15 protein-coding genes, 2 tRNA genes and 2 pseudogenes are annotated in these 17,457 nt (G+C 39.7%); 7 read left to right on the top strand and 12 right to left on the bottom strand.

Going from position 1 to position 17,457, the window contains the following annotated elements; all coding sequences use genetic code 11:
* Window positions 1-15 precede the first annotated feature (15 nt).
* From DC082_RS10360 to DC082_RS10350, 3 genes are all read left to right on the top strand, one after another.
* Entirely contained in the window at window positions 16-888 is an 873-nt protein-coding gene (locus DC082_RS10360) for a LysR substrate-binding domain-containing protein (RefSeq protein ID WP_094568519.1), read from the top strand.
* Between the two features lie 219 nt (window positions 889-1,107).
* On the top strand, window positions 1,108-2,082 hold the full coding sequence (moaA, locus tag DC082_RS10355) for a GTP 3',8-cyclase MoaA (RefSeq protein WP_109236900.1): 975 nt from the start codon (window positions 1,108-1,110) through the stop codon (window positions 2,080-2,082).
* Window positions 2,083-2,361: 279 nt separating this feature from the next.
* A complete protein-coding gene (locus tag DC082_RS10350) occupies window positions 2,362-2,568 on the top strand; it encodes a hypothetical protein (RefSeq protein ID WP_109236899.1) in 207 nt (68 codons plus the stop codon).
* Window positions 2,569-2,835: 267 nt separating this feature from the next.
* Here DC082_RS10350 and DC082_RS10345 read toward each other — a convergent pair.
* From DC082_RS10345 to DC082_RS10305, 9 genes are all read right to left on the bottom strand, one after another.
* Window positions 2,836-2,912 (bottom strand) — tRNA-Arg (locus DC082_RS10345).
* Between the two features lie 273 nt (window positions 2,913-3,185).
* A tRNA-Arg gene (locus tag DC082_RS10340) sits at window positions 3,186-3,262 on the bottom strand.
* A 93-nt stretch (window positions 3,263-3,355) separates the two neighbouring features.
* Entirely contained in the window at window positions 3,356-3,736 is a 381-nt protein-coding gene (locus DC082_RS10335) for a SirB2 family protein (protein WP_109236898.1), read from the bottom strand.
* A 75-nt stretch (window positions 3,737-3,811) separates the two neighbouring features.
* A complete protein-coding gene (locus tag DC082_RS10330) occupies window positions 3,812-4,765 on the bottom strand; it encodes a D-2-hydroxyacid dehydrogenase (RefSeq protein ID WP_109236897.1) in 954 nt (317 codons plus the stop codon).
* 50 nt (window positions 4,766-4,815) lie between these two features.
* Window positions 4,816-5,292, bottom strand: a complete 477-nt coding sequence (smpB, locus tag DC082_RS10325) for an SsrA-binding protein SmpB (RefSeq protein WP_094568514.1) — start codon at window positions 5,290-5,292, stop codon at window positions 4,816-4,818.
* A 298-nt stretch (window positions 5,293-5,590) separates the two neighbouring features.
* Window positions 5,591-6,073, bottom strand: a complete 483-nt coding sequence (locus tag DC082_RS10320; protein ID WP_133243709.1) for a hypothetical protein — start codon at window positions 6,071-6,073, stop codon at window positions 5,591-5,593.
* 158 nt (window positions 6,074-6,231) lie between these two features.
* Entirely contained in the window at window positions 6,232-6,624 is a 393-nt protein-coding gene (locus DC082_RS10315) for a NirD/YgiW/YdeI family stress tolerance protein (RefSeq protein ID WP_109236895.1), read from the bottom strand.
* A gap of 231 nt (window positions 6,625-6,855) precedes the next feature.
* Complete coding sequence (locus DC082_RS10310) at window positions 6,856-8,286, bottom strand: ATP-binding protein (protein ID WP_109236894.1); 1,431 nt, start codon at window positions 8,284-8,286, stop codon at window positions 6,856-6,858.
* Entirely contained in the window at window positions 8,283-8,939 is a 657-nt protein-coding gene (locus DC082_RS10305; RefSeq protein ID WP_109236893.1) for a response regulator transcription factor, read from the bottom strand. The genes DC082_RS10310 and DC082_RS10305 overlap by 4 nt, the downstream gene beginning before the upstream one ends.
* Before the next feature lie 196 nt (window positions 8,940-9,135).
* Here DC082_RS10305 and DC082_RS10300 point away from each other — a divergent pair, with 196 nt between their 5' ends.
* Complete coding sequence (locus DC082_RS10300; protein WP_109236892.1) at window positions 9,136-9,582, top strand: PACE efflux transporter; 447 nt, start codon at window positions 9,136-9,138, stop codon at window positions 9,580-9,582.
* A 20-nt stretch (window positions 9,583-9,602) separates the two neighbouring features.
* Here DC082_RS10300 and DC082_RS10295 read toward each other — a convergent pair whose 3' ends face one another.
* A complete protein-coding gene (locus tag DC082_RS10295; RefSeq protein WP_133243708.1) occupies window positions 9,603-9,842 on the bottom strand; it encodes a hypothetical protein in 240 nt (79 codons plus the stop codon).
* Between the two features lie 101 nt (window positions 9,843-9,943).
* On the opposite strand from DC082_RS10295, the gene DC082_RS10290 reads away from it, so the two are divergent.
* From DC082_RS10290 to DC082_RS10280, 3 genes and pseudogenes are all read left to right on the top strand, one after another.
* On the top strand, window positions 9,944-10,618 hold the full coding sequence (locus DC082_RS10290; RefSeq protein WP_109236890.1) for an IS5 family transposase: 675 nt from the start codon (window positions 9,944-9,946) through the stop codon (window positions 10,616-10,618).
* 32 nt (window positions 10,619-10,650) lie between these two features.
* Window positions 10,651-11,454: pseudogene (locus DC082_RS10285) on the top strand (integrase core domain-containing protein).
* A 13-nt stretch (window positions 11,455-11,467) separates the two neighbouring features.
* A pseudogene (locus DC082_RS10280) lies at window positions 11,468-11,578 on the top strand (IS5/IS1182 family transposase); the annotation flags it as partial.
* 105 nt (window positions 11,579-11,683) lie between these two features.
* On the opposite strand, the gene DC082_RS10275 reads toward DC082_RS10280, so the two are convergent.
* Both DC082_RS10275 and DC082_RS10270 read right to left on the bottom strand, forming a co-directional pair.
* Window positions 11,684-13,219 (bottom strand): glycosyltransferase, encoded by a 1,536-nt coding sequence (locus DC082_RS10275; protein WP_109236889.1) that lies wholly within the window; start codon window positions 13,217-13,219, stop codon window positions 11,684-11,686.
* Window positions 13,220-13,374: 155 nt separating this feature from the next.
* A partial coding sequence (locus tag DC082_RS10270) for a BapA/Bap/LapF family large adhesin (protein WP_123059930.1) occupies window positions 13,375-17,457 on the bottom strand: 4,083 nt, incomplete at its 5' end.

The raw sequence follows: 17,457 nt of genomic DNA, 5'->3' as shown, positions 1-17,457 counted from the left end.
TTATGGGAATAATGCATGAAATTAAATGAACTTCGTTACTTCATTGCGGTTGCGGAAGAGCGGCATTTTGGCCGAGCAGCGCAAAAGTGTTTTATCTCTCAACCGGCATTATCTATTGGGATAAAAAACCTTGAAGCCTCGATGGATGTCTCACTCTTTGAACGAACCACTAATGAGGTTCTCCTTACACCTGAAGGTGAAAAAGCACTTCCCAAAGCTCGCAAAATTTTTGAGCTTGTTGATGAATTGCTCTCTTTAAGTAAAGAATCCGATTCAATAGAGGGTCGTTTCAACCTCGGGATTATCTTCACTATTGCACCCTATCTTCTTCCTAGAATGATTCCCCTTTTAAGAGAAGCTGCACCCGAGTTACAACTCAACCTCTTTGAAAATATGACGGACAATCTTCTCCCAATGTTAAAGACAGGTGAGATCGATGCCGCAATTCTTGCGCTTCCTATTGCTGATCCAACCTTTGAGGTGATAGAGCTTTATGAAGAACCTTTCTTTGTGATAACTCCTAAAGAGCATCCCCTCAATGAGAAAGAGGTGATCTCACCCGATGAGATTCATGAATATGATCCGCTGCTTCTCAATATCGGTCACTGCTTTCGTGATCAAGTACTCGATCGCTGCAAAGAGATCAATGCAACAAGCTCCCATCATCACTCACTTGAGACTATTCGCAATATTGTGGCAGCTGGCCATCAAATTTCAGTACTCCCTAAATATGCATTAACAGATGATCATTTGAGTGAGTTACTTCACTACATCCCATTTACAGAGCCCGTACCTACGCGGAAAGTTGCACTTGTCTATCGAAAAGAGTTCACACAGATGAAAAAGATCGAAACAATTGCAAAATGTATTAAAGACCTCAATCTTTAATAGCTCTTTTAAGAGATCCCTCATAGAGCTGAGTCTCTATAAAACTCGCTCTAGAGGCAAACTTATTGAACTTACTAAGCATGAGATCACACTAGAACAATCCTAGATGGCGCTAGATGAGATACCTTATTAAACACCACTTATTATGTAGATCATCTACCCCATCACAATGTTTCTCAATACTTCTAAGAGCAATCCATTTCAGGGAGATTTTAATAAATGTTAATTGATCAGTTTGGTCGTAAAATTGATTATGTACGAATCTCAGTGACAGATCGATGCGACCTTCGCTGCACCTACTGCATCCCTAAAGGGTTTAAAGGTTTTGAGGTCAATAAAAATTGGCTCACATTTGATGAGATTATTCGCGTTGTTAAAGCTTTTTCAGCAATGGGAACCGATCACTACCGCATCACCGGCGGTGAACCTCTTTTAAGAAAGGATGTCACCGAGCTCATTGCACGAATGAAAGAGATCCCCACCATAAAAGATCTCTCTATGACCACAAACGCAACACAACTCGAACGCCTAGCAAAACCCCTAAAAGAGGCGGGACTTGACCGTCTTAATATTAGCCTCGATTCACTCAATCCTCTCACTGTCCACCAAATTACAGGCAATGATTGTATCGATAAAGTTAAAAGAGGAATCTTTGCCGCAATCGATGCGGGCTTTAAAATGATTAAGATCAACATGGTACCGATGATTGGAATCAATGATCAGGATATCGACAAAATGATCCAATTCTGTATCGATAATGGCTTAGTTCTTCGCTTGATTGAAGCAATGCCAATGGGAATAACCGGACAAAGTACAGAAGGAAAAGATCTCACAAAACTGCTAGAGACCTTAAAAGCTAAATATGGTTTAGTAGATGCACCACAAAAACTCGGACAGGGGCCTGCTCGATATTACCAATCGCCAGATGGTTCTTTCACTTTTGGATTAATCACCCCATTGAGTCAACACTTTTGTGATAGCTGTAATCGTGTTCGTCTCGCCGTCGATGGCACCCTCTATATGTGTCTCGGACAAGAGGAGGCTTACCCATTAAGGGAGATGCTTAGAGATCATTGTAGTGATGAAGAGTTACAAAAAGCGATCAGAGAAGCGATCGATCTTAAGCCGCAAAAACATGAGTTTAGAACAGATGCAACTAAAATTAAACGAATCATGTCGATGACAGGTGGTTAATCAATAGATTGCAACATCCTTCAACAGTAGCGCTACTGAAAAATGAGCTGAAAACATTATTGAAATATCGACCGATCTTAAACTAATATTAGCCCTATACGAAAAGAGATAAGTGAAAAGCAGATAGGTATTAAAACCAATAGGAAAAACCAATATTAATAACGAATATTAAATGCAAATATTAAAACGAAGATTAAGCTTCCAGTCAAAAATGAAGCTTTCAACAGACCCGATAGAATCGAAGATTAAGTAATCAAATTTGTAAGATGGAGATCAATTATGAGTAAACAATATGGCGTTCGAATGACTTTACCCCCTAATGCAACTTTTATGCGTGAAAATCTTCTAGGACCTGACTTTAAGGCGGAAAGATGGTTTGAGAGTGCAGAAGCTCGACAAAAATTCTTAGATAGCTATCAAAAAGACTTTATCTATTACCGTATTGGCGATCGCCCTCACTATCAATATGAATTAATCGAAAGATAAATCACTCTTACTCCTCGCTTTTAGTATTTTACTTTTAGCCTGATAGAGTATTACTGATAATCGCATCATCGTCATTCAAAAAGATCTTATGGCATTGCCCCACTATTCCAACAATAGCAATGGCAGGAAGCAAATGACGGTGATAGCTAATCGATGGATCATTCGCCCAACCCCTAAAGAAGATCTTAATCAAGTAGCAAAATAGATTCAATTCAAAATTGATCAATAAAATAAAACCCCTTACTCGAAAGTAAGGGGTTTACTGTATGGCGCGCCCAGAAGGAGTCGAACCTCCGACCGCCTGGTTCGTAGCCAGGTACTCTATCCAGCTGAGCTATGGGCGCTTAACTAAGATCATTACTATACCCGATATTTTCAGAATGTCAAACAAAAGATATCGAAGAATCAAAATAGTTGTGTAATGTGATTATGCGCCATGCGTTATTGTTACTGAGCAGAGATTATCAACCTCTAACACATAAAGAGCTGAATCCATCTATATACATCTACAGAGAAGGGATACCACTACAACAAGCCGCCTCTACTAAACTCATTAGAACTCATCAGAACTCATTGAAAAACAAAACCCCTTACTCGAAAGTAAGGGGTTTACTATATGGCGCGCCCAGAAGGAGTCGAACCTCCGACCGCCTGGTTCGTAGCCAGGTACTCTATCCAGCTGAGCTATGGGCGCTTAACTAAGATGGTTAGTATATAACAATTTTAGTAACTTGCAAATTTTTGTCTACTCTTTATCCGTTTTGGAGCAGAGCAGATTAATAGTGAATTAGAATAGTTGTGGCTTCATCATCGCCATCCAGACAACTGCCATTGCCATACTGTTACAAATCAGGTAGTTAATCAATCTTGTAGAGAGTGCAAAGCTTTGTCTCATTGCTAAAATTGCAAAAAGAATATAGAGCACCATAAAGAAGAGTTTTACCCCTAACCAGCTTCCCCCCAATGAAAATGGATTAATAGAGAGCGCAACCGCTAATAGAATCCCTGTCAATAATAGAAAGGTATCAATAACATGCGGAGCAATACGTGCCCATTTTGGTCTTGCTACTAAAAAATATTTCCAAAAGCGGAAGTTGAAAAAGATAATTGAAAAGAAGGCAAGCATAATATGTGTATGCTTTAGCCCCATATAAGACGCTGCTAACATCGATATTCCTCTAATAATATAGTGATCAATCAGGCAATAATGACACACTCAACCCTACAAGATCAAATAGCATCCCTAACTAACAACATTCATCGGGGCGCCGGCAACAAATTGGTTAATATTATCTTGTAGAATAACGACTAATTTTGCCAATGCCTCTTCACTAGCATATGCAGTATGCGGTGTTAAGATAAGATTCCCAAGATCATCCGCTAAGAGTGGATTATCTGGCTTGGGAGGCTCTGAAGTTAACACATCTATTCCGGCTCCCCCCACCTGACCACTTCGCAATCCTGCAGCTAAATCGGCTTCATTTACCAATCCCCCTCGACTCACATTCAGGATAATCACCCCTCGCTTCATCTTTGCAATCTCTTTCGCTGAAATAAGATTTTCCGTCTCCGGCGTTAAAGGAGCATGGATCGAGCAGACATCACTCTTTTCTAACACATCAGAGAAACTCTCATATCCTGGTCGAATCGTCGATGCATCCTTTCGTTCAGAATAGAGAACCTTCATTCCAAAACATTCCGCATACTTTGCAAACTGCGAACCAATACTTCCACGACCAAAAATTCCTAACGTTTTCCCCTTTAGTTCATAAATAGGAGCACCAAAAATAGAGAAGAAAGGTGACTTCTGCCACTCACCTGCACGAACACGTGCTTCATAAAGTGGAAGACGATGCACTAAAGAGATCATCATCATAAATGCATGCTCAGCAACGGCAGTTTGGCTATAGCCTGCAACATTAGAGACAGTAATGCCCAACTCTCTTGCAGCTGCAATATCGATCATATTGAATCCTGTTGCCGCTACCGCAATCAATTTCAGCTGTGGATTAGCTTCCATCGCCGCGCGATCGATCGGCACCTTATTAGTAATCGCAATTTCACAACCTGCTAATGCTTGAGCAACCTGCTCTTTAGGGCAATTATCAATCTCAATTAACTCATAAGGAAAGTTAAAAGAGAGATCAAAGCGACTCATTGTTCCATGATCTAAAAAGACAATCTTTTTTCTATCCATCTTCTCCTCCAGTTTTCATGAATCTTTATTCAATTTTTTATGATTTAACATTATCGATGTTCATGACGAAGTATTCTCTGCTTCTCACGATTCCAATCTCGCTCCTTAATTGTCGCTCGTTTATCGTGATCCTTTTTCCCTTTCGCCAATCCTATCTCTACCTTAACCATTCCCCGCTTCCAATACAAACTTAAGGGAACAATTGTATATCCCTTCTGATCTACCGCGCCCATCAAGCGATCAATTTCACGGCGATGGAGCAGTAATTTACGCGTCCGTGTATCGTCAGCATAGATATGGGTTGAGGCGGAAAGTAGAGGAGTAATGCGGGAGCCGATCATATAGACCTCCCCATTTTTAATCTGCACATAAGCCTCAGAAAGTTGCCCACGCCCCTCTCTTAAACTCTTAACTTCCCAACCTTGTAGCTCAATACCCGTCTCGATCTTCTCTTCAATAAAGTAATCATGGTAAGCGCGTTTATTACCTGCAATCTGCGCACTACCTTTTTGTGGTTTTTTTGCCATTTTTTACCTCTATTTATCAATCTGTAGATCTCTCTACCAGTCCTTGTATCGCTGAATGATTCTCAGCAGTATCACAAGTCGAACCTCTATTTTAATACAACTGAGCTATCATCTCTAAAATAATCGCTGATAACGCAATGCACTCACCTCTCTATCTATTTTTTAATGATTTTAGAAGGTCGTGAATAGATACGATATAAAAAAACCCTTATCCCCACAAAAGTGAGAATAAGGGAAACTTAGGTTTAGTAGATTAACTTCGCTTTTATAAACTACATCTATTCACTAATATTATCGCTTAGTTACGCCCTTCCATCTTTTTAGCACCTTTATCGCCCTTCATTGAGCCATCGCGGTGCTCTTTTGCTCTCTTCTCTTTCTTATGCTCTTTTTTATGTTCTTTCTTATGGTTCTTTTTATACTCTTTATCACTATGATGTTTCTTACCATCTTTAGAGTTAGCTCGCTTCTCCTTTTGAGCCTCTCTCTTACCATCGGCATTCTTCATCTCTTTGCGTTGCTCTTTCATCTCTGCTTTATCGCCATTACGCTTCTCATTTTGAGCTTTTCCAGGACAATCTCCTGTTACACATTCATCCTTATGAATTCTCGCTTGTGCTCTAATCTGTCTGGGCTCTGTAGGCGCTTTTGCTTTCTCTTGGATCGCTTCAACTCCCGCCTTCTCTGTTGCCGGCACTTCAACTTTCGGCACATCGACTTGAGCAAAAGCAATTGAAGAACTTAAAATTAAGGTTGAAAGTAAAAATAGTGGACGCATCATTGCACTCCTTTAATATCAGTAATATATCTAAGATAAGGGTATAAATATTATGAGTAATATGAGTAAACTCAGTGGCCAAATCAGCAGGTTAAGCAGACATACGGTATTAAATCGTTATATGTCGCTATATGTCGCTACTTGGTAGTCAGGCTATTTAGTTATTCAGCAACAACTTCGCCACTCTTTTTAACAACCCTATCAACATCAATATCGGTTGGTTTATGGCGGTGATGATCCACTTCACCATAGATCACGACGGTATCTTCAGGACCGACTTTCACGCCTCTCCAATCATCATGATCGATCTCAATAGTGATTTCACCACTTTGATCTTTAAAGCGGTACTTATCACCACCTAAATGCTCTACAATTTTTCCTTCAAGGATCACTTTTGTATCATCTTTAAGGTGTCGCGCTTGCTCAACAGTGAGCACATTTTCTAACTTGTTGGCAACTTCAGCCTGTACATTATCAGTTGAGGGTCCTGTAAATTGAGCAAAAGCAAGTGATGAACCTAACATTAATGCCGATACTAATAGTAATTTTCGCATTGTATACTCCTCTCTTAAGTAGAGATTAAAAATAGGGAAAGAAGGGATTCATCAATGACCTCTGCCTCTCTTCTTGATCAAGAGAATTCGATAATCTTAAGAGTCTCTTCTCTATCTACAAACTATTAGACCAAATTAACCTTAACTAAATCTTAAGAAGATAATATTTTTAGATAAAAATCTTCAAAATAATAGACCAATCACAAAAGCGATCGATTACCCTTAAAGTTACTATCTCTTTTCTACGGGAAAGATAAGCGAAACCTCTAAACCATCTAACTCCGGCTTGGAGCGAAGATGCATCTCGCCGCGATGAAGTTCCACGATCTTCTTCACAATCGATAGTCCTAGGCCGCTCCCAATCTCATCAGTTCCTAATACGCGATAAAAGCGCTGACCTAGTCGAGCAAGCTCTTCTGGCTCGACACCCCGCCCATTATCCCTTACCTTAATGATCGCTCTCTCTGATACTTCTTTAGCAGCATTTACAAAAATTGTTCCCGAAGTGACCTCTATCTTCGACCCTCTTGGAGAGTACTTTAAGGCATTATTAATTAAATTTTTAAGGGCAATATAGAGTAGATCATAATTGGCACAGAGCGAGACTCTCTCTTCGTGGAAGTGAATCTCGATTCCCCTTCGCGTAGCCTCCTCTTTAAAACTCTCATTAAGGTCAGAAAAGAGCACTGAAAAGAGTAACTCCTGCTTTAATAGATCGCTATTTTCATCGGGAGAGAGTGGGTCTAATCGAGCTAATAACATGAGATGCTCAATTAAGTGGGTTGCGCGTGATATATCATGTTGAAGCGGAGCTAAATCAGCGATCAACTCTGGTCTTAAACGTCTTAGGAGTTGTAACTTCATCTGAATCGCACTCAATGGAGTCCGAAGCTCATGAGAAGCATCCGCGGTAAATTGTCTTTCATGCCGGCGGGCTGTCTCTAAATTGGTTAACAACATATTAAGTGAATCTTCAATGGCAACGATCTCTTTACTACGAGAGTGGGTTGCAATAGGCGTTAAGCTCTTCGAGGAGATCCGTTTAATCTGTTGTGAAACTACCGTTAATGGTCGTAAGCCAAAATAGATAAAGAGCCCATTAATGAGAAGTGAAATTAACAAAACTATTCCTCCCGCTAAAATCAGCTGCTTTGCCAACTTCTCTAAAAATTGATAGCGCATCTCTACCGCATGGGCAACTTGCACTTCAAAGTTTGCATGCCTTGGTTTTAAGAGAAAAACCCGCCAATCCTTGCCCTTAATCTTGATGGTATTAAAGCCCTTATACCCCCGGCGATCACTCGTTGCTATAAAGGGGCGATTGGGTGCTGAGCTGCTCTTTGCAATCACCACACCTTGATTGATAATCTGGAAATAGAACTCATTATCTTCTAAATCCATATGCCCCTTAACAGGACGGCCCCCTAAATTCTCACGATAAGCTAACTGCGCTAAGGTCTGAGCGGAGCGTTTTAATGCCTCATCTAGAACCTCTTTTGTCTGATCCCAGCTAAGGTAGGTCGTAATAGAGAGACTAACACCGGAAACCAATAATGTAGAAGCAACGATACTCGCCATCAATGTTGCACGAAGAGAGTAGAGCCTCTTTTGCCCTTTTCGCCGCTGTTGCCACCACTGTTGTAAATTCTTCAATCGTCTCATTCACTACCTAGCGTGTAACCTAAATTACGTCTTGTTTTAATAAAATCATTGCCGAGCTTTTTTCGCAGATGGTGGATATGGACCTCTATTGCATTACTCTCCACCTCATTTCCCCAAGCATATAACTTATCTTCTAACTGCTCTCGCGTAAAAATTTGTGTAGGATTCTGCATTAAAGTGTGCAACACAGCATACTCTTTAGCAGTTAAAGAGATACTCTCTCCATTGCGAGTCACACTCTTTGTTGTAGGATCTAAAATAACATCTCGATGCTCAAAGAGCGCCTGCAATTTGCGAGCTGATCTCCGAGAGAGTGCGCGAATTCTTGCACTCAACTCTTCTAGATCAAAAGGTTTTACTAAGTAATCATCTGCACCAAGATCTAACCCTTCAATCCGATCAGCAATACTATCTTGCGCAGTAATCATAATGATCGGGATCGACTCCCCTTTCTCTCGCAACTTCTTCAATACAATATCTCCAGAAGCGCCGGGAAGCCCTCGATCTAATAGGACAGAATCATAAGTATCGATCAAAACATTTTGTGCACTCACTCCATCCATCACCCAATCAACCACATAGCCATCCATCTCTAACCACTTTTGGAGAGTCTCTCCTAATGACCGATCATCCTCTACAAGCAATATTTTCATAAAGCACTCCTCTGTATCTTTTAGCATCCTAGCGTGATCGCCTTAAAAATATCTTAAGCCCTCGCTCTAGTATGCGTTTTTCTTTCCCTTTTCTCTATTTTATTAAACACTTTTGTGATATAAGGGAGTGATTATTCACAACGAGCGATAAAGAGCATGCAGATAAGCCTAATATCCCTGCTCTCCCCTAATTATTATGACTATTGCAACAGTAAGATCACTGAAAGAACGTTTTTTTCACGCCCTACTCTTTGAGGTTTTAGCGATTCTCTTTACGATGTTAATCGGAATCTTTCTCCTTCATAAACCTGTAGATGCAATGGGCGTAGTCTCCGTATTAATCTCCGTCACGGCGCTACTTCTCAATATTGTTTTCAACTGGATATTTGATAAGCTCTTCCCTTTTGTTAATGGTGAACGACCCGTTTCCATCCGGATATTGCATGCATTGAGTTTTGAGGCAACACTCATTCTCTTTACAATCCCGATGCTTGCTTATATTTTAAGTGTCTCGCTTACAGAAGCCTTTATGATTGAAGTCGGATTACTCATCTTCTTTCTCTTCTATACCTATCTTTACAATTGGAGTTATGACCAAATTCGTAAAAAAGTTGTCGCGCACTATCGAGCTAAAAAGCTCTAATCATCGTTTAAACGATAATTCTAGCAGCCTGAGCCGCCATAAGCTCGTGTATAAGCCCGATTTTTCACCACCATCGTTTCATAAGTAACCGGCGTTGGCGGCACCACATACTGTCCCGCTCTTTCAAATTTTAGAAAGCGAGAACCTTCCACTTCGTAACTACTCTGCGGCGCACCAAATTCTCGAACCAGCTCTTTTTCTGTCGCACCAACCCAGCGATCTAATGTTTCCTGATAAGTCGTACGAGCAGCTAAAGCCAATAGCAGCAAACTATAAAATAGGGTCTGTTGAACATTTGAAATAAAAAAATAGAGAGTTGTAAAATGTAATCGCAAAAAAACATTACAAACCCTCTATTCTTATGCTTCAAACATTACTTAATGACAAGCTTTGGTTGAAACTAAAGCCTATTCTCCTAGATTTGAATATCTATGACAAACCAAATTTAAGAAATATTTTCACCGGAATCTTATATCGCCTGAAAACAGGCTGTCCATGGCGATATTTACCAGAATGCTTTGGAAAATATAATACCGTTTTTAAAGCTTTTAGAAGATGGACAAAATTGGATAAATTCACCAAACTTTTTAAACAGCTTATTAAAGATCCTGATATGGAGTGGCTATCTATTGATGGAACTCATATTCGAGCGCATCAAAGTAGTGTCGGGATAGGGAATCCTAAGTCAGAGGCGATCGCCAAAAGTGCCGGCGGTAATAGCACCAAAATTCATCTGATCGTCGATACTCATGGAAATCCTTTGGATTTTTTAGTAAGCGATGGAGCAACTCATGATGTTAAAGTAGCTCCTGAACTGATTAAAGAAGTTGAGTTAAAGGAGACAAAAATCCTCAATGCTGATCGAGGATATATCTCGGAAGATTTTAAAATGAGTTTATTAAAAAACGAAGTTCATCCAAACATTCCTAATAAAAAGAATAGTTTAAAAGACAATAGCCATATGGACTGGCATATTTGTAAAGCGCGGCGTGTCGTGGAGAATATGTTTGCAACATTAAAGTGTAGGATTTACTAGCGTTGTTTACAGTATTCGGAGAAAATACTGTTATGAATATGCATAAAAATACCAGATTAACGCCTTATCATCGTGAAGAGATTTAGCGTCTTTATACCAAAGAAAAAGTGACTGTTACTTATCTTGCGCAAAGATTCAATGTCAGTCGCCCCACTATTTACAAAGCTCTTAGGCTCTCCAGACTTGGGCTATTTAAGCCACAGACTAGCACTAATGAGCGCTTTAAAACCATCAAATACGGTATTAAAAGGCTTGTAAAGGTTGAAAAATCAATAGAAGATCGCCTAAAAAGGCAAGCTAAACGTTACAATAAATCCTACCCTGGTGAAATGGTTCATGTTGATACCAAAAGGCTACCATTGCTTAAAGGAGAGCTTAAAACAGGTCGTAGAGAATACCTGTTTGTGGGTATCGATGATTTCTCAAGAGAACTATATGCCGGCATTTATGAAGATAAATCACAATTTAGTGCGGCAACGTTTCTTCAGGAAGATATTCTTGCCCAATGCCCTTATACTGTTGATTGCGTCTACTCTGATAATGGACGAGAATATAAAGGAACGATAGATCATGCCTTTGTTAACCTGTGTAGATTGAACCATATTAATCAGAAATTTACACGACCAGCAAGACCACAAACGAATGGTAAAGCTGAACGGGTCATCCGTACATTAATGGAAATGTGGCATGAAAAAGAAGAGTTTTTAAATAGTAATGATCGAAAATCAAAACTCAAAAGATTTTTAAATTTCTATAACACGGTAAAACCTCATAAGGGATTAAATGGCTCAACGCCTTATGAAGTTTTAGATTTTTATTTTAAACAGGAAGTGTAAACAACGCTCCCTTTTCTTACAATTAAAGCACTTTAGAGGCTTAGCAACTCGCTATGATAAGCTAAAAAGTAGCTACAGTAGCAATGTTGCTTTAGCTTGTGCATACGTTTGGTTGAAACCATGAATTTTCAACACACCCTAGTTTTTTCGTGTTTTTTCATGATGTTATATTCAATATTAAATAAATAACTTAATCATAACGTTTCTTATCAGGAAAGTTAATCAGTTTTTATACAACATTGATCTCTTGCAGCAGCGTTAACCATAATTTACCAACCACTTCTTCTGAATAGCGTATGGCACTATTTCGTGCATTATCAGACAATCTCTTTTGTAATTGCGGATCTTGCATAATTTGAATAATTTTACTCGCCATCATCTGTGTATCTTGATAAGGCACTAAATAACCATTTTCATCAGATTGAATCAGCTCTTTCGGTCCATAAGGCACATCAAAACCGACAACCGGACAGCCATGCGCAAGACTTTCAGCAATGGTTAATGAGAAAGATTCTGAAGGACTTGAGATAATCGACAATGCCGCCGATTCATACTCTGTCGCAACATCATCGCACCAATTGTGCAAGAAGATATTTTTTTCCATATCTAATTTCTTCACTATTGCCTTTAATTCTGCAAGTCGTGCACCAGATCCATAGCAATGAAATTCTGCGTCAGGTAATACTTTCACAACTTGTGCAAAAGCCTCGATTGCCAACTCATGCTTTTTATCAACTGCATAACGAGCAAAATAGACCGCTTGTTGCGGCTTTCTTTGCACTATCGCAGTAGAACGATTTTCATAGGTATGAGGAATTGCATAGATATGTGGTGGATATTGAAATCTTTCAAGAATATCTTGTTTCTGAATATTCGTTTGCACCACCACGGCATCAGTTCTTGATAAGTCTTCAAAAACAGCAGCATAATGAGAGTTAATGCGGCAAGTTTCCTTCTCTTTATAATTTACTGCATGCAAATTATGAATAGCTGAGATAACTTTAATTCTATCAGCACCATATATTCTTTTAAGACTAAGAGATGGTTTATAATATAACCGATGTCTATCTACCACCAAAACACTCTTCTCATTCTTAGAAGAAAAAAAGCGCTGCAAAACCTGCTCAATAAACAACTCATCTGTATCAAAAATACCAACTATTCTACCCTTAGAATCTAGCATTTGAAACGTTGTAGAAGCTCTTTTCCCATCTTCTTTATAGGCATGGCTTTTAATCACACATATCGTCTGGTCAAAACGATAAAAGACTTCTCGAGTCACCTTCTGTCCATCTTTATCAAAAAAATGTGTACAGCTTAAGGCTCCTCCTTCGTGATAATAATCTCGACGATATCTTTTCCCTTTATAAAGATGAATAATGTAATGTAATCGATCATTAAGCTGATTATAAACTGCAGTAGCTTTTATACTACCGTTCTCACTCAAATATTGTATAGACGTACTCCCTACGTAGGAGGCTTTAAACTGACCGTCATACAAACTTAATTCCTTATCATTTACGACTTGTAGTTCTTGTAAATAGTCATAAATATTAATAACAGGAATTTTTTTTGATAATTTCCCTTTGTTTCTCAGTTCATTTACTTCTGAGGTCAATTGACTACGATAATGATATGTAATTATTGTCGGAATATAATTTAACTGATTAATAAATAAAGAACTCCTTAATGCAGCAGAACTTTCAATTCCTGTATGTTTAATCCCTAAATCAAGATTTAAAAAATATATATTCGTTTCATTCATTCTACTAAAGCCGTAAACTCTCAAAGTTTTATAAATATTTCACTTATAGATTTAAGGACTTACTTTACACAATCATTAAATCTATAACCACTCTTTTCGAGTGAAAATAAAGCACCGAACCTGACGATCCGGTGCCTTACCTAACTAATTAATCATTAAACTAATGTTGATTTTTGATCTAAAAGATCATCCAGAGGATCTACGACGGGTTGTACATCATAAACTGTCGTATCCATCACAGTCTGTTCCGTATTCACCGTTGTAAATGCTTCTGTTGTCTCTTCTGAGTCTAAGAAGAATGGAATTTCTCCTTTATCCTCTTCAGAAATCAATTCATCAAGCGTTAAGGTTAATGGCTCAACACTATCTGCATCATCAATCACTAGAGATTCAACATTTGAAAGATCAATGACAGCACTTTGAGTCGCATCACCTTGAACTTCCCAGTTGATATTTGGTAATAACGATTCTAGATCTGCTGCATCAACTTTCAATAATGCTTCAAATTCAGAACCACCTTTACGATCTACAAAGAGTGTTCCATCTTCATATTTCAGGTAATTACCAATATTCTCTGCTGTTTGATCGCCATCGAGTAGAGCAGTGATGTCAATCATATCCCCGTCAGCAGCATTGAAATCAGCCCAAGTATCGAGCCCATTTCCGCCATTGCCTGGGATATCATTTTCAGAAACTTTAATTTCTGACTCACCTTTATCATTGGTAATCACTTCAGAAACCGTTTGTAAGTTACTAAACAGTAACGTATCTGCACCATCTTTCATCACAAAGGTATCGTCACCTGCAGAGCTTGTCACAATATCATCATAAATAGATGCCGTGATCTGTTTACCAACATTAATCTCTAAGGTTGCACTCTCAACTTCACCCACTATTGAGACAGTCTCATAAGTAAAGCGCTCTACACCAAAGCTCTCACCACTTGGCGTATATGTGTAAGTACCATCTTTATTAACGACTAATGTACCGTGCTCACCCTCGACTGTGATTGATTTCGCACCTTTATTGTCATCCGTATAAGAAACCTGCTTATTGCCAAATACGATGTCATCAATCATTTTCCAGCCAAGATCATTCTCTAAAAGAGTTCCGGTAATCGTTGTTGGATCTTCATTCTTATAAGTATCAAGATTCACTTTATTTGCCGTCACATCCAATGTATAAACACCACCACCATTTGTTGGTGTTACGGTGAGTTCATATTTTCCAGAAGGCAAGTCTTTCAGAGTAAGTGATAACTCAGCATCTTTCACTAACTCTGACTCATAGCTCCAAACCTCTCCTGTTGTTAAATTCTTCAATGAGAATAAAAGTTGCATTGGTTTAGATCTAGATCCTGTACCTTCTGAATCACCAGTTGCCTTGAAAATGAATTCTTCAAGAATTTGATTATCTTTAACCTCAAATTCTTTGACTTCCGGAGTAACCTTATTAGAAGCTTTTCCTGAAGCTACGACTTCTGATTCAATGCTATTGCTACCATCAATCATAATCGAATTGAAATCATCTTCCGCAGTATGCGTCCCAATTTTGATATCAATGGTTTCCACAATTGTTTGACCATCTTTATCTTGAGTCACCACTTGGAACTGATCCATCTCACCATATGGCGCGGTCCAACCTTCTGGCTTCGGCATTGGGAAATCAAGCGAATAGGTATAAGTTCCATCAGAATTTAACGTCAATACACCAAACTCACCTTGTACTGTTGCTGGTTTATCCGGTTCTACACGCTGATCGCCAACACTTAATACAATTGTTCCCGCATCTTCAGTAATATCTCCCGAAGTGCTACCGCCAAATTTGCTAGGTGAGCTGTAGTCATAGATCTTATCGTGATCTACATAGATCCCTTGACCTTGTCCAAGACCTAATGCACCTACAGCCTCCATCATAATGACGTAATCACCTTCACCAAACTTCAATGTCAATGCATCAGATTTACCGCCGAACAAAATAATCGTGAACCAATTATCTTCAACATGAACTTGCTGATAATTACCAGTAACAGGATCGAGCTTATATACATAAAGATCAAATACCTGACCAATAGATACTCCACCACCACTGCCATGAATGGTTAGCTCTCTCACCTGATCCTCACCAACTGAGAATTCCATACCACCTTTTCCGGTAATTGCATCAGCACTCAAGATCGGTCCTAATAAACCTAAATTCAGTAATGAAAAATTAACCGCATTTTTAATTTCTGACTTATCGGTATCTACAACGACTGTAGGCTCAATTTCATCAACCAACACAACAGAATCAGGAACAATACGCTCTTCGCTAGACTTCAAATCAATATCAAAAATCAGATCAGCTGTCGATGTAGCTCCATCTGGAGATTTTACAGTATAAGTAAATTGATCTTTTTCACCATAGCCACGGAAATCATCGTTAACAACATAAGTATATGATCCATCTGCTTTTACAGTTAGCACACCATGTTCGCCATAAATAACCGTTGAAGCGTTTGGTGAGATATCAATCTCTACACCATCGTGCCCAGTAACTCCTACAACCTTCGCGCCCTCAGGTAATACATCTGCACCATAGCGAGCATCGCTATCTGTCATCATATTCCCTGTAGCACTACCAGATATCTCTTTAGGATTACCATAATCTAATACAACATCTTTTTTAAACTCGAGACCAAATCCTGTTAATGCTTGAATACCTTCACCGGCATTCATCACAAACATCCATTGCCCTTCCGTTAAACTAAAGTCAGTTGGTTTAGATTTTCCACCTAAAAGCCATGAAACAATCCAGTTTTCTTTAACGAACTGTTGTTCCCACTCGCCTGTTGAATCGTTGAGCTTATATGCATAAAGGTCCATCGTTCCAACAACTTGAACGCCACCGGCAGCACCTTCTACGGTAACTTCTCTGATTTGATTCTCACCAACTTCGACATGAATCGCATTTTTCATCACATCACCGAGAACATCAAGCCCTAGAACTGGTCCTAATCCAACATTCACTAAAGCAAACCCACCAGCACTATTCTCACCTGGATTTGGATTAATAGTTTCTGTTGGTGTCGCATTAAGAATGACATCTACATGGTTATCAAGCGCACCGATTGGTTCAACAACCCCCACGATAATCTCTGTTGGAGCAGACTCATTGCCAGCGGTATCAGTTGCCGTAACATTAATAATCTTACCGCGATCTAATGCAGGATCAAATGTATAGCTAGCATCACCATTTTCGTCAGCTTCAAACTCAATTGGTTTACCAGCACTATCTAGCAATGGCTTACCTTCTGAGTCATAAGCTTTTACAATTGCATTAGACTCAGTTTTGACTGTAAGCACACTATTACCGTCATTAATCTCAGCATCGGGCGCATCGGGCGCAGTCGTATCTGGGGCATTCACCTTCGTTGAGCCAGACTCATTGCCCGCCTCATCTTTTAAGCTCACTTCAAGCTCTTCACCATTGGTGAATGGCTTATCAAGCTCTACTTCAAAGGTACCGTCTTCGTTAACGGTTCCTACACCCACAACATTGCCACCGCTATCTTTGACGATAACATCAGCACCCTGCTCACCTGTACCTGTCACTTTAGTACCATCTTCATCGATCTCTGCTGTCGGTGCTTCTGGTGCAACTGTATCCTTCTCACCGGTTATAGGCGTCTTCTCTGAAGTGTTACCCGCTTCATCAGTTGCCGCAACATCGACTGTTTCACCATCCGTCACTGGGCGATCAAGTGTGATCTCATACTCCCCTTGTTCGTTTGCAGTGCCGCTACCAATCACTTCACCATTGCTATCCGTGACTTCAACGGTAGAGCCGGACTCTGTCTTACCTTTAACAACAAGACCTTCTTCATCGATCTCTGCTGTCGGTGCTTCTGGTGCAACCGTATCCTTCTCACCGGTTATAGGCGTCTTCTCTGAAGTGTTACCCGCTTCATCAGTTGCCGTAACATCGACTGTTTCACCATCCGTCACTGGGCGATCAAGTGTGATTTCATACTCCCCTTGTTCATTTGCAGTGCCGCTACCAATCACTTCACCATTGCTATCCGTGACTTCAACAGTAGAGCCTGACTCTGCCTTACCTGTAACAACAAGACCTTCTTCATCGATCTCTGCTGTCGGTGCTTCTGGTGCAACCGTATCCTTCTCACCGGTTATAGGCGTCTTCTCTGAAGTGTTACCCGCTTCATCAGTTGCCGTAACATCGACTGTTTCACCATCCGT

The sequence above is a fragment of the Ignatzschineria indica genome, assembly GCF_003121925.1.
Classification (GTDB): Bacteria; Pseudomonadota; Gammaproteobacteria; order Cardiobacteriales; family Wohlfahrtiimonadaceae; genus Ignatzschineria; species Ignatzschineria indica.
This window is presented reverse-complemented; position numbering and strand designations above follow the sequence as displayed.

What these genes read in the sequence shown, in the direction of transcription:
- DC082_RS10330 (WP_109236897.1), bottom strand. Translation starts at nt 4,765, where the DNA reads ATGGATAGAAAAAAGATTGTCTTTTTAGATCATGGAACAATGAGTCGC.
- DC082_RS10290 (WP_109236890.1), top strand. Translation starts at nt 9,944, where the DNA reads ATGCTTCAAACATTACTTAATGACAAGCTTTGGTTGAAACTAAAGCCT.
- DC082_RS10320 (WP_133243709.1), bottom strand. Translation starts at nt 6,073, where the DNA reads ATGATGCGTCCACTATTTTTACTTTCAACCTTAATTTTAAGTTCTTCA.
- DC082_RS10300 (WP_109236892.1), top strand. Translation starts at nt 9,136, where the DNA reads ATGACTATTGCAACAGTAAGATCACTGAAAGAACGTTTTTTTCACGCC.
- DC082_RS10350 (WP_109236899.1), top strand. Translation starts at nt 2,362, where the DNA reads ATGAGTAAACAATATGGCGTTCGAATGACTTTACCCCCTAATGCAACT.
- DC082_RS10360 (WP_094568519.1), top strand. Translation starts at nt 16, where the DNA reads ATGAAATTAAATGAACTTCGTTACTTCATTGCGGTTGCGGAAGAGCGG.
- smpB (WP_094568514.1), bottom strand. Translation starts at nt 5,292, where the DNA reads ATGGCAAAAAAACCACAAAAAGGTAGTGCGCAGATTGCAGGTAATAAA.
- moaA (WP_109236900.1), top strand. Translation starts at nt 1,108, where the DNA reads ATGTTAATTGATCAGTTTGGTCGTAAAATTGATTATGTACGAATCTCA.
- DC082_RS10335 (WP_109236898.1), bottom strand. Translation starts at nt 3,736, where the DNA reads ATGTTAGCAGCGTCTTATATGGGGCTAAAGCATACACATATTATGCTT.
- DC082_RS10275 (WP_109236889.1), bottom strand. Translation starts at nt 13,219, where the DNA reads ATGAATGAAACGAATATATATTTTTTAAATCTTGATTTAGGGATTAAA.
- DC082_RS10315 (WP_109236895.1), bottom strand. Translation starts at nt 6,624, where the DNA reads ATGCGAAAATTACTATTAGTATCGGCATTAATGTTAGGTTCATCACTT.
- DC082_RS10310 (WP_109236894.1), bottom strand. Translation starts at nt 8,286, where the DNA reads ATGAGACGATTGAAGAATTTACAACAGTGGTGGCAACAGCGGCGAAAA.
- DC082_RS10305 (WP_109236893.1), bottom strand. Translation starts at nt 8,939, where the DNA reads ATGAAAATATTGCTTGTAGAGGATGATCGGTCATTAGGAGAGACTCTC.